This window comes from Desulfovibrio sp. 7SRBS1, assembly GCF_049723905.1.
GTDB lineage: Bacteria > Desulfobacterota > Desulfovibrionia > Desulfovibrionales > Desulfovibrionaceae.
Genome location: NZ_JBJKFD010000001.1, coordinates 92,277 through 106,289 on the forward strand (window position 1 = coordinate 92,277; position 14,013 = coordinate 106,289).

Annotated in this window: 11 protein-coding genes, 1 tRNA gene and 1 other RNA gene; 10 read left to right on the forward strand and 3 right to left on the reverse strand. The window is 53.6% G+C overall.

All coding sequences use genetic code 11. From position 1 onward, the window contains the following. The first annotated feature begins 70 nt into the window (after positions 1–70). The 3 genes from ACI0FJ_RS00505 to ACI0FJ_RS00515 all read left to right on the forward strand — a co-directional run bounded on the left by ACI0FJ_RS00505 (position 71) and on the right by ACI0FJ_RS00515 (position 3,258). The gene (locus ACI0FJ_RS00505) at positions 71–487 is read left to right on the forward strand and encodes a secondary thiamine-phosphate synthase enzyme YjbQ (protein ID WP_424297894.1); all 417 of its coding nucleotides are present in this window, start codon (positions 71–73) and stop codon (positions 485–487) included. Positions 488–502: 15 nt separating this feature from the next. After that, complete coding sequence (locus tag ACI0FJ_RS00510; protein ID WP_424297895.1) at positions 503–2,734, forward strand: sigma 54-interacting transcriptional regulator; 2,232 nt, start codon at positions 503–505, stop codon at positions 2,732–2,734. Between the two features lie 206 nt (positions 2,735–2,940). Continuing rightward, positions 2,941–3,258 (forward strand): hypothetical protein, encoded by a 318-nt coding sequence (locus tag ACI0FJ_RS00515; RefSeq protein WP_424297896.1) that lies wholly within the window; start codon positions 2,941–2,943, stop codon positions 3,256–3,258. A gap of 1,040 nt (positions 3,259–4,298) precedes the next feature. Here the strand turns inward: ACI0FJ_RS00515 and ACI0FJ_RS00520 are convergent. Beyond that, a complete protein-coding gene (locus tag ACI0FJ_RS00520; protein WP_424297897.1) occupies positions 4,299–4,733 on the reverse strand; it encodes a protease inhibitor I42 family protein in 435 nt (144 codons plus the stop codon). Between the two features lie 352 nt (positions 4,734–5,085). Between ACI0FJ_RS00520 and ACI0FJ_RS00525 the strand changes: the two genes are divergently transcribed. From ACI0FJ_RS00525 to ACI0FJ_RS00540, 4 genes are all read left to right on the forward strand, one after another. Continuing rightward, positions 5,086–6,942, forward strand: coding sequence for a FapA family protein (locus ACI0FJ_RS00525; protein WP_424297898.1), 1,857 nt, complete (start codon positions 5,086–5,088; stop codon positions 6,940–6,942). Positions 6,943–7,031: 89 nt separating this feature from the next. Beyond that, positions 7,032–7,122: transfer RNA gene (locus ACI0FJ_RS00530), tRNA-Ser, on the forward strand. Between the two features lie 35 nt (positions 7,123–7,157). Beyond that, an RNA gene (ffs, locus tag ACI0FJ_RS00535) (signal recognition particle sRNA small type) lies at positions 7,158–7,253 on the forward strand. A gap of 540 nt (positions 7,254–7,793) precedes the next feature. Then, positions 7,794–10,034 carry a methyl-accepting chemotaxis protein gene (locus tag ACI0FJ_RS00540; protein ID WP_424297899.1) on the forward strand — a complete coding sequence of 747 codons (2,241 nt, stop codon included), beginning with the start codon at positions 7,794–7,796 and terminating at the stop codon, positions 10,032–10,034. A gap of 179 nt (positions 10,035–10,213) precedes the next feature. Here the strand turns inward: ACI0FJ_RS00540 and ACI0FJ_RS00545 are convergent, their stop codons facing one another. Next, entirely contained in the window at positions 10,214–10,582 is a 369-nt protein-coding gene (locus ACI0FJ_RS00545; RefSeq protein WP_424297900.1) for an Hpt domain-containing protein, read from the reverse strand. A gap of 89 nt (positions 10,583–10,671) precedes the next feature. After that, a complete protein-coding gene (locus ACI0FJ_RS00550; RefSeq protein WP_424297901.1) occupies positions 10,672–11,151 on the reverse strand; it encodes a CinA family protein in 480 nt (159 codons plus the stop codon). Positions 11,152–11,364: 213 nt separating this feature from the next. Here ACI0FJ_RS00550 and ACI0FJ_RS00555 point away from each other — a divergent pair, with 213 nt between their 5' ends. The 3 genes from ACI0FJ_RS00555 (at position 11,365) to ACI0FJ_RS00565 (ending at position 13,945) form a co-directional block, all read left to right on the forward strand. Further along, a complete protein-coding gene (locus tag ACI0FJ_RS00555; RefSeq protein WP_424297902.1) occupies positions 11,365–12,219 on the forward strand; it encodes a zinc dependent phospholipase C family protein in 855 nt (284 codons plus the stop codon). A gap of 182 nt (positions 12,220–12,401) precedes the next feature. After that, positions 12,402–13,241 carry an MBL fold metallo-hydrolase gene (locus ACI0FJ_RS00560; protein ID WP_424297903.1) on the forward strand — a complete coding sequence of 280 codons (840 nt, stop codon included), beginning with the start codon at positions 12,402–12,404 and terminating at the stop codon, positions 13,239–13,241. A gap of 302 nt (positions 13,242–13,543) precedes the next feature. Continuing rightward, positions 13,544–13,945 (forward strand): response regulator, encoded by a 402-nt coding sequence (locus ACI0FJ_RS00565; protein ID WP_424297904.1) that lies wholly within the window; start codon positions 13,544–13,546, stop codon positions 13,943–13,945. Positions 13,946–14,013 lie beyond the last annotated feature (68 nt).

Sequence of the window (14,013 nt, forward strand, 5' to 3'; positions counted from 1 at the left end):
GCCGCTACCGACCATTCAAAATTTGCAGACACCGGGCTGTTGCAGCGTGAACAACCTGCCGGGGGGAAACATGAAATCGTTCAGAAAGGAACTCTGGTTCGAGGTGCCCGGTCGTCGGGCTTTCATCAATATTACTCCCGATGTGGAAGATTGCCTGCGCGAATCCGGTATCCGGGAAGGGCTGTGTCTGGTCAATGCCATGCACATCACGGCATCCGTATTCATAAATGACGACGAATCCGGGCTGCATCACGACTATGACAAGTGGCTGGAACGCCTTGCCCCGCACGCACCCGTGGAGCAGTACCGCCATAATGTGGGAGAGGACAATGCCGATGCCCACATGAAACGGCAGATCATGGGACGGGAAGTCGTGGTTGCCATTACCGAAGGACGGCTGGATTTCGGAACGTGGGAACGTATTTTTTATGGCGAGTTCGACGGACGTAGAAAAAAAAGAGTGCTGGTAAAGATTATTGGCGAGTAAAGGGGGAGTGGGGGTTTGGAACGGAAAACCGTTGCCGACGCGGCGCGAATGGGTGAACAGGAACATTCTTTTTCCTCAACGGAAAAGGAGAACAAGGCTCGGGATGAGCAGGCCGGACTCGATCTTATGCAGGAGTTGTCCGCTCTGCCATTCCATGAAGTGGACTCCCTGGACGGCGATGAATTTTCTTTGTGCGATCTACGGGACTTTTGTTTCCTCCTGAACGACCAGGGACAAATTCTTTCGGCCAATGATTCGGCCTTGCGTTGGGTCAATAAACCCGCAGCCGAGATGAAGGGCCTGTCTTTGTATCAGGCCGTTCCCGGCGAATTGGGGGAACTTCTCGGGTCCAAGGTGGAACAAGCCTGGGGCGGGAATACTCCCTTGGAGTTCAGTGTAAACATGGGGCAGCGCTACTATCGGGGCTCCCTTTGTCGTCTTACCCAGGACGGGCACATACGCCTGGTGCTTTTTCTCAACGACATGACCGCGGCCAGAAAACTGGCCCGGAACCTCAGCGAGCGCGAAAGTTTTTACCGCGAACTGGTGCAATACCAGAGCGAGCTTATCTGCACCATTGATCCGGACGGCAACCTGCGTTTCGTCAACGCCGCGTTTCTGAGGTATTACAACCTGGGGCTGGACAGCGCCCCCGGGCTCCCTTTCTTTTCCCTGATAGCGAATGAGGATCTGCAGTCGGTACAGCGGCATCTCAAGTCGCTGGAAACGCAGCGCCCCATGGCTACCCTGGAATTTCGTTCGCACAGCGGGGGCGGCAAGGTGCGCTGGCAGCAGTGGAATTTTCGCTGTTTGTTCGACGAAAGCGGCAAGCCGGACCAGTTTCTTTGTGTGGGGCGTGACATTTCCACCCGGAAAATCGTCGAGGAAGCCCTGTTGCAGGTCACCAGCGAAAAGGAAGCCATACGCCTCAACCTGGAAGCCATTTTTCGCAGTATTCAGGACGGTATTGTCACGGTTGACACGGAGATGCACGTCATCGAGTACAACAAGGCCATCGCCAGAATGTGCCCCCTTATGGATAAGCTTTCGCCCGGGCGGAAAATGCTGGGTGGCAGTGATTTTTCCATGTGCGGGGAATTGTGCTGCGAAGTGGTGAGCAAGACCCTTAAAACCCGGAAGCCGGTCAAGGAGCAGCGTATCGAATGCCGGGCGGGGAAGGGCAGCACGGTCATGGTTCTCAATTGTTCGCCGCTCAAAGACACCATGGACAAGTTTTCCGGAGCGGTCCTCGTGATGCGCGATATCAGCCGTCTGGCCCAATTGGAGCAGAAGCTTGTGGAGCGCAATCGTTTTCAGAATATCGTGGGCAAAAGCGAAAAAATGCAGAATGTCTATGATCTTCTGGAGCAGCTGGCCGAGGTGGATACCACGGTTCTGGTCAACGGCGAGTCCGGCACGGGTAAAGAGCTTATAGTCGATGCGCTGCACTATATGGGGCCGAGGGCCAATGGGCCTCTGGTCAAGGTGAACTGCTCCGCATTGTCGGAAAACCTTCTGGAAAGTGAACTTTTCGGCCATGTGCGCGGGTCTTTTACCGGGGCAGTGCAGGACAAGGTGGGCCGGTTTCAGGCTGCGGAGAAGGGCACAATCTTCCTTGATGAAATCGGCGATATTTCCCCTCGTATTCAGCTGAAGCTGTTGCGCGGGCTCGAGCGGAAAGAATTCGAGCGGGTCGGCGACAACAAGACCTATTATGCGGATGTGCGTGTGGTGGCAGCCACCAACGTGGACCTGATGCAGAAGGTGCGGGAAGGTGTCTTCCGTGAGGATCTCTATTACCGACTCAAGGTGGTAACGTTGCCACTGCCCCCTTTGCGGGAGCGCAAGGAAGATATTCCTCTGCTGGTGGAGCATTTCCTGGGCATGTACCGCAAGGAATTCAAAAAGCACATCATCGGGGTCTCGGACGACGTGTTGTCGTTGTTTCTTCGCTACGGCTGGCCTGGGAACGTTCGAGAGCTGAAGCACGCCATGGAGCATGCCTGCATTCTTTGCCACGGAGAGCAGATAGAGTTTGGCGATCTTCCTTCGGAACTCGGGCAGGGGGGACAGCAGGCCGTGCCGTTGGAAAAATCGGCCTCCAATACCCACGCAGCTTCACGGCAGGATATTTTGGATGCTTTGACCAAGGCGGGCGGTAACAAAGCCAAGGCCGCCCGGATTTTGGGCATCAGCCGGCGGACTTTGTACAGGAAGATAAACCAGTTGGAGATTGTCGCCCTATAAACAGTTTTTTTGTGTGAGCACTAGTGTGTCATGGCACACTAGTGTGCGCACACATGTGTGCCACGGTATACACTTTGTCACATTGTCATAAACCTCGCAGTATCCTCTTCTTTTTGTAACACTCTGTAATTATAGTATATTTCTTAAAATTGTAGAATCTTACTTTCGTGGCATGCCTCTTGCTAATTAGATGCAGGAGTAACGCTATGCCTGCTGTAATCGGGACTGAAGAGCTTGAACGCGAAGTCCTGGCAGAGGCGCGACCCGTGTTGCTTGCTTGTCTTGCTCCTGGAGAAGAATTTGGAGCGCAGCTCGAACTTCTTTCCTGTGTTTCAGAAGATTATGGGAGCAAGATTAAAGTCTGTATCGCGGACAGCGGCTTTCCCAGAGCTATACGGCGTAAATGGAGGATAAAGGGTTTTCCTTCCTTCATTCTTCTTTTGTCTGGAGTGGTACGGGGAACGTTGGAAGGTGTGCCTGCAAAAGAACACCTTGATGACTGTATAGCGGCTTGCCTTTGTTAAAATTTTTGTTGTGGCCTGAACAAGGCAGACGACACGCGTAGACGTGGAATGCCGTCACGCGGGACATGCGAGGTCCTGCGATATTATGACGAAGGGTTCGGCGAAAAGCCGGAGCTTGTGCATGACATACTGGGGGTACAGACGGACGGCATCTCCACGTACGCATTCTAAAGGCATTACGGGCTCCTTCTTTGGCAACCGTTGCGGTGCGAACTGTTTTATCTGGTCGCACCGCAACGGAAGTCCGTAAAAATAACAAAGAAATTAGTATGGTACAGCTTTTTTTAAGCTGTGGCTTTTTTTTTGTGTTTTTTACTGGATTTTCTCCAGGGGCTTTGCTAGAAAATCCCCAACCCCCTCCTGTCATGCGCCAAGCTGGCGCATCACAGCCCCCTTCGTCCGGAGGTTATCCTTCGGGCGAAGGTTTTTTTTTTGAGTCGATAGATTTTCCCTTCTCCTGCCGCACGTTGAGCGGCTTTTTTTGTACCCTCCGTCACTTGCCTCCCGCTTTTTTCCGAGGCCTTTTTTATGCGCGTTGCTGTGTGTTGCCCTGTTACCTTGGATGCAGAGGGAATCTCTTTGCCGGGCAGACAGTCGCGCAGGTGTGAAGCCTGTAGCCCCTAGCCGTAAGGTCGGCATGCCGACTTTTCTGAAAAATCTGCACACAACGTATGGATTTCGCCGCCGCAGTTCTCTCTTTCGCTGGGAACCGTGTGGGAGGGGAGGGCTTTTTGGGCGCATGCCCACCTGCGGTGCGCGCAGTGAGAGACATGGTCTTGCCGGGGATGGCGTGAATATCTCTTTTGCAAGGGGCGGATTTGGGAGAGTAGAGAGCGGGGGAGCGCCTGGAGCGGCTTGGTGGGCTGTTTGGGGCAGGCCGTATGTTGTATTGAAGAAGCAAAAGCCGCCACCATGGGGATGGTGACGGCCTTTGGGATTTTGGGGTTTACACGTTGCCAACCCCGCTGTCGTGGTTGCTTCTGCGCCTGGAGCGCAACTGGTAAGGCAACAGGCAGGGCAACGGCAGGCAGGGCATCATTTTAGGGAGCAGTAACCGTTACGTCCGCCTGCTTGTAGGGAATGCTTTCCACTTCGTCTTTGGGGTCTTTCAGGGGATTGTACTTGTACATGAAGATTGTTGTCTTCCCGGCTTTGAGAGCGGTAAAGGAATAGACATATCTTCCAAACGCGCCAAAAACAGCTTTTTCTGCCGGGGGAATGTAGCGGAAGCTTTCCAGAGCCAGACGGGTCTCATCAAACTCGGGTTTGGCAAGGGCAAATCCGTCATTGATCGGATCGCGGACTTTCAGCACGAGATAGTCTCCCACTTCCATACTTGCCGTTTCGGTCTGTACCCCCGAGGACACCATTTCCAGGGAGTAGGTATCAGGCTGCCACAACGGTCCGCGCTCGGAACTCGAGGAGCAGGCGGCCAGCAGGCAGCATATAACCGACAGAAGAATAAATCGTGGCATGGTTTACCTCCAGTAAGTGCATAGCTTCTGGTAACGTCTATGTTTCCGTATTGTCGAGGCGGATCGTGTGAAAAAAATGTCCGCGTGTCTGTGTCGGCAGAAATTTGCCCGTTCGCGGGCTTCTTGGCAAGGGCTCGTACTCGAGCGCGGTGCGTCCGGCACTGCATCAGATTATAGCTTGACCTTGTAATGAGAATGGCGCAACCATTATCGTAGATTATTCGATAAGCGCCGTGGTTTGTTTGGTGCTGCATACGGCTTGCACAGGAGGGGATGTGACAAGTTACTGCTTTGAACCCTGCGCGTTTTTTATACGCGGGGACTCTTTTGTATTTTTCCTGACGGAGGCTGCATGATCCGAGTCAGAATTGATGACGACGAGATGCGTGCGGTAGTTTCCGATACGGTTATGGATGCAGGGGCATTGGGTGTAGAACATCTTATGCAGGCCCTGGATGAGGCTGGTTGTACCGACGGTATAGACCATGACGGCATCACCAAGGCCATCATGCTGCATCAGGCAGGCCAAAACCCCGACGGTACGGTCGTGGCCAAAGGCGAGCCGGCAGTTGAGCCACAGGATGGAACCATTCGTCCTGCGGGTAAGCTTTCCCTTCCTTTTTTTCGTGGCGATTCCATCGGCCAACTTGTTCCTGGTGTCCAACCGTCTGTGGGTTTTACGGTTACCGGAGGCCGGATTCCTCCCAAAAAAATTTCTTCTCCAAAAGAACTGACCGTTGAGGAAGGTTCGGGCCTTACCGTTGATGAAAAGGGCATGCTTACGGCCACTGAATACGGCTTGCTGCAGGTAGAGGGGGGGAAGGTCCGTCTCAAGCCGTTGTTAGCCGTGTCTAAAGATGCGCTTCAGGTTGAAGTTGTCGTCTTTGACCGTGACGCGTTGGGCAGAAAAATAACCCCGGACCGTGTTGCCGCCCTGACCGTGCCCATGAAGATTGTGGCAAAGGTGGACAAACAGGCTGTGGCCGATGCTTTGGTCCGGGCCGAGTTTGAGAAAAGACCCATCAAGGTTGTCGCCTGCCGGGGACGTACCCCGGTGCATGGCGGCGATGCGTTTTTCGAAAGTCCTTTCACTTCAGGCCTTACTGCCGGAAAGGTTTTGGAAGACGGCAGCGTGGATTATTCCGAACGGGGCATTGTGCGTTCTGTTGCCGAGGGGGATTTCCTGGGGCGGATTACGGCTCAGAACAGTGGTGTTCCAGGAATGGATGTTTTTGGCAACAGTATCCCCGCCAGGGATGGGAAGGCCTTGGCCTTCAAAGCGGGCGAGAACATCGACGTGAGTGAGGACGGGCTGGTTTTCCATGCTCTTACTTCGGGCATGTTGGTCATCAGCGATACGGTCATAGCGGTTTCGGAAGTTTGCGAGATTGCCGGCGACATCAGTTTTTCCACGGGCAACGTGCGCATGGATAAGGGCTCCGTGGTGATCCGCGGCTCCATCCGTGAAGGATTCATTGTGGAAAGCGCTGGGAACATCGTGGTGCACGGCTCCATAGAAGGAGCGCAGGTCAGTGCCAAGGGCGACATCGAAGTTCGCGGCGGCATCACCATGATGGATAAGGGCCTGGTCAAGGCCGGGGGAAATATCAGCGCCATGTTTGCGGCCAATGCCGTGCTCCAGGCACGGGGCGACATCATCATAACCAACGAGATCGTCAACTCTCGTTTGTTTTGCAACGGGCGGGTTTTGGCGGCGGGAAGCAAGGGCAAGATTCTTGGGGGCGATATCCGGAGCATCATGGGGGTGGAGGCCAAGGAAATAGGGTCGCACCTCGGCGTTGTTTCAACCGTCAATGTGGGCTGCAACCTGAAACACAACGAAGAACTGCGTACGGAAAAGAAGAACCTGCAGGCTGTTCTTGAAAAGATAGGCAAGGTTGTGGGGGATGAAGACCCGGGCGAGCTGTTGGCCAAAACTCCGGAGAGCAAGCGGGAGGTCATGGCCAAGCTTATCCAGATCAAGGTGCGGGCCGAACGCAAGTTGGCCGAGGTGGAGCACGCCATAGAGGCGGACAAGGACGATATCTGTCGGCGGATGAACGCCCGCATTCGGGTCAGCAAGGTTATCCATGCCGGAACCGACATTACGCTGTACGGGAAGGGCATGCCTGTTCGGAAGGATCTCAAGCACTCGGTCATTTATTTTGACCATGAAAAAGGGGGGATTTCCGTAGGAAGTTTCTCTTGAATAAAAAAAAAATCAGAAAAATTTCATTTTTTTCTTTAATAGTGCTTGCCAAGCATACGCGGATAGTTTAAATCTGCCCCTCGTTTCGCGGAGAGGTGCCCGAGCTGGCCGAAGGGGCACGATTGGAAATCGTGTGTACCGGGAACGGTACCGAGAGTTCGAATCTCTCCCTCTCCGCCATGAAATCAAAACGGAGCGCAACGCGCTCCGTTTTTTCAAGGAAGCCGGGCGGCGAGAATGCCGCCAATCCCGTCAGGCCCGAAAGGGAGCAGCGGTAACGGTTATTTTCGGGTGTCCGGTTTCCTTTAAAGGCGCGAGTCCATACAGGGTTCGCGCCTTTTTGTTATGCGCCAGGATGTTTCATGGCATATGGCCTTGGAAAGAGCGCACAGATGAGGGATTGAGCCCTCCCCAAAAAAACGTTTCCATGTGCAAGGAGTATTCAGGCCTCCTCGCACATGGAAACGTTTTTTTATTGGGAGTGATGTGCCTCGCCCTGAACCAATGTGGTCGTTGCCGCCAGGCTTTCTTATCGGCATTCTCTTGCAAAATTTTTTCCCAACATGCTGGTTTGTTATGTGGAAAACAGTGACGTAGCTCCAAACCGAGCCTCGGTTTGTTGGCCTGTAGCTTGTCTTATGGGGGAGCAGTATAGAAATAATACCATAGAAGTGTCGTATTTGTTATCGTTCCGCAGAATAATCTTGATCGACGTTTGAATGGAAAAGTGTATGTTATATTTTCATGAAGTTATAACGTGAAAATCTTGACCTGGCAGTATTGAGGACTATTCATACTTATATAGTCTAAAAAGAATTTGTTTTAATAGGCAGTCACCGGGGGATGAAACCATGAGAAAGAGTATCGCTGCAAAGATGATAGCGCTGGTCGTGTTCGCGCTCTCGTTGCAAGGGGCTGTCGCCCTCGGCTTTTTGACGTTCAACCTGAAGGATTTTGCAGCAAAAAGGGCCGAGGAGACAGGTGCGTTCATTTTCGACAAGGAGAAGGAGCAGCTTCAGGAGCTGGTTCAGCTCGCCTATGTAACTGCGGAAACCTATTACAAGAACAGCCAGGATCTGGAGAAGCTTCAACAGGCCAAGGCTGACGAGCTTGAAAAGGTCGTAGACGCCATGAGCAATCAGCTGGAGGCGTATTACCGAGACAACGCAGGACGCCTTGGCGAACAACAGGTGCGTGCCGACTTAAAGGTTTTTGTCCGCAACGCGCGTTTCGACAACGGCAATTATCTTTTTGTGGAAGACAAGACCGGATCGCTGGTTGTACACCCGGCCCGGCCGGATTTGGAAGGGACGGAACCGGCCAAAGACAAGAACGGCAAGCCTTTTGCCGTGGAGATGGTCCGCATCGGTATGAAGGATGGCAAGGGAATGCTCACCTACGCGTGGCCGAAGCCCGGGGAGGACGTCCCCAAGCCCAAGGTGGCTTATTTCCGCTATCTTCCCGACCTTGGGTGGTTGGTTGGAACAGGTGCCTGGGCGGAAGACATCGAAGCGGAGATGAAGGCCGAGGCCCTCAAGCAGATTGCCAACATGCGCCTTAACGATGGAAACTACTTCTGGGTTACCAACCTTGATACCAAAATGGTGATGCATCCCACTGCTCCGAAGCTTAACGGCACGTCTGTGGCCAATTATCAGGATAAGAAGGGGAAGCGCCTCTTTTCCGAGATGACCGAGATCGCCCGCAAGGACGGACATGGATATGTGGATTACTGGTGGAACAAGCCGGGGAGCAGCGAATTATTTCCTAAGGTGTCGTACGTACAGCTCTTCAAGCCCTGGGGCTGGATTATCGGCATGGGCGTTTACGTCGATGAAGTTCAGACTGCGGTCCAGCGTGAGAACGCACACTTCAACAGCGAGCTGAACTCCCTGTTGACTTCTGCCGGACTGGTTGGGCTGGGAATTATGGTGGTCATCATAATAATGTTCATCTTCATGTTCAGGAGACTGTTGGTGAGCCCGCTGACCAGGATTGTGGGGTTTGCCTCCCATGTTGCCGATGGAGATTTGGACGCGAAGCCCGCGGGAAGTTTCGGCGACGAGATGCTGACCCTGAAGGACGCTATCCAGGCCATGGTGGAGTCTCTCAAGCAGTACATCGGCGAGGCCAAGGACAAGAGCGCCCAGGCCGAGGTGGAGGCTGAAAAGGCCCGCGAGAGCATGGAAGCCGCGGAAGAGGCACGTCAGGAAGCTTTGGAAGCCCGTTCCGCAGGGTTGCGTGAAGCTGCGGATATGCTTGAGGAAGTCGTGGAAGGCCTGGTCTCCTCCTCGCAGCAGCTTGCGGCAGTGGTGGCAGAGGCAAATTCCGGTTCGCAGCGCCAAAGTGAGCGCACCTCCGAAACAGCCACGGCCATGGAAGAGATGAACGCCACTGTTCTGGAAGTGGCAAAGAACGCTTCCAGTGCGGCAGAGAATTCCGAGCAGGCCAAGAGTAAGGCATTCACGGGCGAGGAAGTAGTGAACAACGCCATCAAGGCCATTGGCGAAGTTGAAAATACCACGACTCGGTTGTCCGAGTTCATGGGAGACCTTGGACAACAGGCGCAAGGTATCGGGCAGATAATTAATGTTATTGAGGATATTGCCGACCAGACCAACCTGCTGGCCCTGAATGCAGCCATTGAGGCAGCCCGTGCCGGTGATGCCGGGCGCGGGTTCGCAGTTGTGGCGGACGAAGTGCGCAAGCTGGCGGAAAAGACCATGAACGCGACCAAGGAAGTGGCAACGGCCATCTCCAACATCCAGACGGGTACGGAGAACAGCCTGAAGGCTTCGCAATCCGCGGCTGCTTCGGTGGTAACAAGCACGGATTTGGCTCAGAAGTCCGGCGAAGCTCTGCGTGAGATTGTGGAAATCGTCGACGAAATGGCGGGCCAGGTGCAGTCCATTGCCACGGCCAGCGAGGAGCAATCTTCGGCCAGCGAAGAGATCACCCGGACCATCGAGGATATCAACCAAGTCTCGGGGGAAACCGCATCCGGTATGCAACAGGCCGAGGCTGCCATCTCCCATCTGACGCGGTTGGCCGGGCAGCTTGGGGAGCTCATTGACAAGCTGCGGCAAGGATAGGTTCCTGCCCTTGGGAATGCCGGGTCCTTTGTAGACGGCATTTTCCCCCCCTTATATATGGGGGGGAAATATGAGGCAGAAAGCAGCATAGCAAGCGGCACACATCACAAAAAAACGGCGGTACGGAGAATCTTCCGTGCCGCCGATTGTTTTGGGCGAACAATGCAATGAAAAGTGGTTTATTCCTTGTCGATGAAATTCTGCATGAAATTGACCAGACTGGTGAGATTCTCATCAAGCAGGCTGTAACAGTTCTGCGATTCTGCCGAATTTTCGTCCCGTGCAGCAATTTCGAGGGCCGCTGCCGCAGCCCTGGTGGGCTCGGCACCCAAAGTGGAGGCGGCCCCTTTGATGGAATGCGCCAGGAATTTCAGTTCGGCAAAGTCATTGATTTCAAGTGCCGTCTTGACCTTTTCCAGCCGCTTTGGCTCCTCGGCGATGAAAACAGAGAACATGCGTTTGACGAAGTCCTTGCGGGTCGATGCCATGCGCTCGAGCCATTCCTTGTCTATCACATCTTTTTTCGGGGTGTCCGTCGAGGTGCCCATTTCATGCTTCCTTGGCAAATGTTGCAGATAAACAGTGCTGTAGGTGTATCATAAAAAAAGGAAAATTGTACCAACAAAATGGAGAAACCCTATTTGCACAGCTTGAGCAAAAGTTCCAGGGCGGCCTGGGCCGTCTGCATCTTCACGGCATCTCTATCGCCGGAAAAGTGGTGCAGTTCCGTAGCCTGCGCGCCTGGGACGGAAGCGGCCATCCAGACTGTCCCCACGGGTTTGTCCGGGGTGCCTCCTGTGGGACCGGCTATCCCACTGACTGCGACGGCAGCCTGACAGGTGAAAACCGTGCGTGCGCCCGAGACCATGGCCTGGACCGTTTCTTCACTGACGGCTCCCTGGGAGGCCAGTGTTTCCGGGGCCACGCCCAGCAGCCGCATCTTGATTTCGTTGCTGTAGCTTATGATGCCACCTGCGAACCAACCGGACGACCCGGACGCATTTGTCAGGCAATGGCCGATCAAACCGCCGGTACAGGATTCGGCTGTGGCCAACAGCCATTTTTTTTGCAGCAGGCGTTCTCCAAGGGCTGCAACCGTATCTTGAATCGTTTTCATGGATTCTCACTCTCCTTTGAGCGTCCTGTCTTACTCTATTCTTTGATGTAAGGCATCTGTTGAATCCCGCAAGAGGAATTTGGGTTTACCATGGCCCGTCGGATGACTAGGTTATGAGGTGCGCCCGGGCGTGACTGATATTTGCCCAGGGTGACTGGGGCCAACGGCCGGTATGCTTGTCCGGTGTATTTGAAAAGATAAGGAGTGGTTCTCATGGGATGGGCGATTGCGGCCCTTGTGTTTGTTTTTCTGGCGCTGCCGGAACCGGCCCTGGCCTGGGGGCCGGGCATGCATATGGTGACGGCCAACTTCATTCTGGACAATTTGTCCCTGCTGGCTCCCGGACTCGCCTCTCTTTTGACCGAAAACAGGGAGGCTTTTCTGTACGGCAGCCTATCGGCAGATATTTTCATTGGCAAGGGGAGCCGCCCCAAGCGCAGGCACAGCCACAATTGGAGTACGGGGCTGGCATTGCTCAATTGTTCGGAACAGCCCAGGCTTCGTGCCTATGCCCTGGGCTACATGGCACACCTTGCCGCGGATGTGGCCGCTCATAATTATTATGTTCCCAACGTGCTGTATCGGGTCAAGTTGCGCGGGCGCACCACGCATGTGTATGCGGAGATGCAGGCCGACAGATACCTTACCTGGGACAGGCTGGAAGCCAAGCGTCTTTTCCGCTCGCCACTGCACGAGGCCGACTTTTGCCTTTTGGATGCCCTGAATCAATCCCGTCTGCCGTTTCTCGTTAAAAAGCGTGTATACCAGGGAAGTCTCTACCTATCCGGCCGCAGGGTGGATAAATCCCTGCGGTACATGAACCGACATTTTCCCATGGATCTGAATGTGGACCGGGTGGTGGACATGCAGCGCCTGAGCCAGGGGCTGGTGCTCGATGTCTTGAATAATCCGACCGGCTCCGTGGTGTTGAACTACGACCCCATCGGCAGCGAGCACCTTGTTCTGGTGCGCCGTTCGCGCCGTCGCCATAGTCCGCTGTTTCAGATGGCACGGAGCACCGATCCTTTTGTTGTTCCCAAGGATCTCGACAGGCTGCGTCTGCCCTGAATGTTTTCAAATCTTCCTCAATAGATACAGCCTGCAATCAAAACTTTCCCCGCGCGGTGAACTGTTTGTGATGCGGTGTGAAATATCGTATAAGGTATCCACAGCAGCAAAAATACCGGGCATAAGTAAGCCGGTGATGATGTTGCGTCCACGGGTAGACATGTTTGCAGGGAGTCTGTTCCATGTTGATTCGCTGTTGGGGCGCGCGAGGCTCCATTCCTGTCTCGGGCCGGGAATACCTGAAGTACGGAGGCGATACGACCTGTATCGAGGTTGTCGCGGCGTCCGGCGAGACCGTCATTGTGGACGCGGGAACAGGCATACGGAGCGTGGGAAACAGAATGCTGCTGGAGGGGCGGTTGGAGTGCACCATGCTGTTCACCCACTCCCATTGGGATCACATTCTCGGGTTCCCTTTTTTCAAGCCGATTTATCACCACAACGCGAAAATAAGCGTGCATGGCTGCCCCCTTGCCCAGGGAAATATGGAAACGCTTTTGGCTAAAACAATGGCCCCACCTTATTTTCCCGTGCCTTTCAAAGATATTGCCGCGAATGTATCCTACGAGCCGGCCTGTCTGGAAGAGATCTGTGTCGGTTCCCTTAATATAAGCAGCATTGCCCTGAACCACCCCAATATGGGGCTTGGCTATCGTTTCGAGGAGGAAGGACGGGTGTTCGTCTTCCTTACGGACAATGAGCTGGGCCAGCACCATAGAGGAGGGCGGAACTTCGAAGAGTACGTCGCGTTTTGCGCAGGGGCGCAACTGCTGCTGCACGATGCAGAGTACGATGAGGATGATTACACCCGAACCAAAGGGTGGGGCCATTCCCTGTATTCTGATGCGGTGGAACTCGCTTTGGCGGCAGGTGTTGAGCGGTTCGGACTTTTTCATCATAATCAGGACAGGGATGACCACGGAATGGACTGCATGGTCGCCAAGTGCAAATCCTTGCTTGGAGCCCGGAATTCCACCTTGGATTGTTTTGCTGTGCAACAGGGGGAAGAGTACTCTTTGTGACGTGGATGTAACCGGAAATTCGGTTCACATTTGATAAATATAATTGAATACTGTGGAGAGTTCGGTACTCTTATTCAAAGAATTTATCCGCTTTGGTTTGAATGGTCAGTCAAAGGCTTGGAACCTGCGGGATGGGACTTTGCAGATTTGTGAGGCCGACAGGCAGCAAAAAATATGCTTTTGTTTTGATCGTGAATTTAATAGGTGTCTTGATTGCTGGTTGATTTTGAGAGACAATAAGTCCATACTATGAATCAGAGACAGTTTTCAATCCTCCATTCAACGGCTTTGGAGTTGCTGATATGCGTGCACTGATCGTTGATGACGATTTTTACTGCCGCAGCTATTTGCAGGAAATTCTGCATCCCTACATGTACTGCGATACTGCGGTAAATGGAGATGAAGCTATTTTTGCCTTTCGGCGGGCCATCTCCGAGGAAAAGCCGTACGACCTTATTTGTCTGGATATTGTTATGCCTGAAATCGACGGGCACAAGGCTCTGCGTGAAATCCGCGCCATAGAGAAAGAAAACGGCGTGGATGAGGATAACGGAGTCAAAGTGGTAATAACCACAGTGCTCGACGACAACGAGGAAACGCATAATGCGTTTTTTCTGGGCGGCGCAACATCGTATATGGTCAAGCCCATTGATGAGGCCGTGATTTTATCCGAACTTCGCAAGCTTGGGTTGATCAGATTGTAAGAGTTGCAATCGGGTTGGGACAAAATACAGCCATGTTTTCGCATGGTGTGGGTGAAGCATTCCCGAGG

Excerpts from the sequence above, each read along its gene's own strand:
- ACI0FJ_RS00505 (WP_424297894.1), top strand. The coding sequence starts at position 71 with ATGAAATCGTTCAGAAAGGAACTCTGGTTCGAGGTGCCCGGTCGTCGG.
- ACI0FJ_RS00515 (WP_424297896.1), top strand. The coding sequence starts at position 2,941 with ATGCCTGCTGTAATCGGGACTGAAGAGCTTGAACGCGAAGTCCTGGCA.
- ACI0FJ_RS00520 (WP_424297897.1), bottom strand. The coding sequence starts at position 4,733 with ATGCCACGATTTATTCTTCTGTCGGTTATATGCTGCCTGCTGGCCGCC.
- ACI0FJ_RS00525 (WP_424297898.1), top strand. The coding sequence starts at position 5,086 with ATGATCCGAGTCAGAATTGATGACGACGAGATGCGTGCGGTAGTTTCC.
- ACI0FJ_RS00540 (WP_424297899.1), top strand. The coding sequence starts at position 7,794 with ATGAGAAAGAGTATCGCTGCAAAGATGATAGCGCTGGTCGTGTTCGCG.
- ACI0FJ_RS00545 (WP_424297900.1), bottom strand. The coding sequence starts at position 10,582 with ATGGGCACCTCGACGGACACCCCGAAAAAAGATGTGATAGACAAGGAA.
- ACI0FJ_RS00550 (WP_424297901.1), bottom strand. The coding sequence starts at position 11,151 with ATGAAAACGATTCAAGATACGGTTGCAGCCCTTGGAGAACGCCTGCTG.
- ACI0FJ_RS00555 (WP_424297902.1), top strand. The coding sequence starts at position 11,365 with ATGGGATGGGCGATTGCGGCCCTTGTGTTTGTTTTTCTGGCGCTGCCG.
- ACI0FJ_RS00560 (WP_424297903.1), top strand. The coding sequence starts at position 12,402 with ATGTTGATTCGCTGTTGGGGCGCGCGAGGCTCCATTCCTGTCTCGGGC.
- ACI0FJ_RS00565 (WP_424297904.1), top strand. The coding sequence starts at position 13,544 with ATGCGTGCACTGATCGTTGATGACGATTTTTACTGCCGCAGCTATTTG.